Below are 702 nucleotides of genomic sequence, written 5' to 3' on the forward strand. Positions count from 1 at the left end.
CCTGCCTGTCGGTTGAAACAGGCGCTTTCTAAGGCCGTGCAAAGTTTTCTTACGGAACTGGATAACTACACGCTTGCCGATTTGGTTGAAGAGAATCAACCGCTTTATAAATTATTGATGGTGGAGTGACGAAAATCTTCATCAGAGATGGCAACGGAGGAACCGAGATGTCACAAGATCCATTCCAGGAACGCGAAGCTGAAAAATACGCGAATCCCATCCCTAGTCGGGAATTTATCCTCGAACATTTAACCAAACGTGAAAAACCGGCCAGCCGTGATGAGCTGGCGGTAGAACTGCACATTGAAGGCGAAGAGCAGCTTGAAGGCCTGCGTCGCCGCCTGCGCGCGATGGAGCGCGATGGTCAACTGGTCTTCACTCGTCGTCAGTGCTATGCGCTGCCGGAACGCCTCGACCTGGTGAAAGGTACCGTTATTGGCCACCGTGATGGCTACGGCTTTCTGCGGGTTGAAGGGCGTAAAGATGATTTGTATCTCTCCAGCGAGCAGATGAAAACCTGCATTCATGGCGATCAGGTGCTGGCGCAGCCGCTGGGCGCTGACCGTAAAGGTCGTCGTGAAGCGCGTATTGTCCGCGTACTGGTGCCAAAAACCAGCCAGATTGTTGGTCGCTATTTTACCGAAGCGGGCGTCGGCTTTGTGGTTCCTGACGACAGTCGTTTGAGCTTCGATATCTTAATCC

The 702-nt window shown here is 52.6% G+C and carries 1 protein-coding gene; it reads left to right on the forward strand.

Going from position 1 to position 702, the window contains the following annotated elements; all coding sequences use genetic code 11:
- Positions 1-125: 125 nt before the first annotated feature.
- Positions 126-702: winged-helix domain-containing protein (locus AC5O77_RS21815; protein ID WP_494507180.1), on the forward strand; the 577-nt coding region annotated here is incomplete at its 3' end.

Source organism: Stenotrophomonas sp. INTA L402-1 (assembly GCF_059295135.1).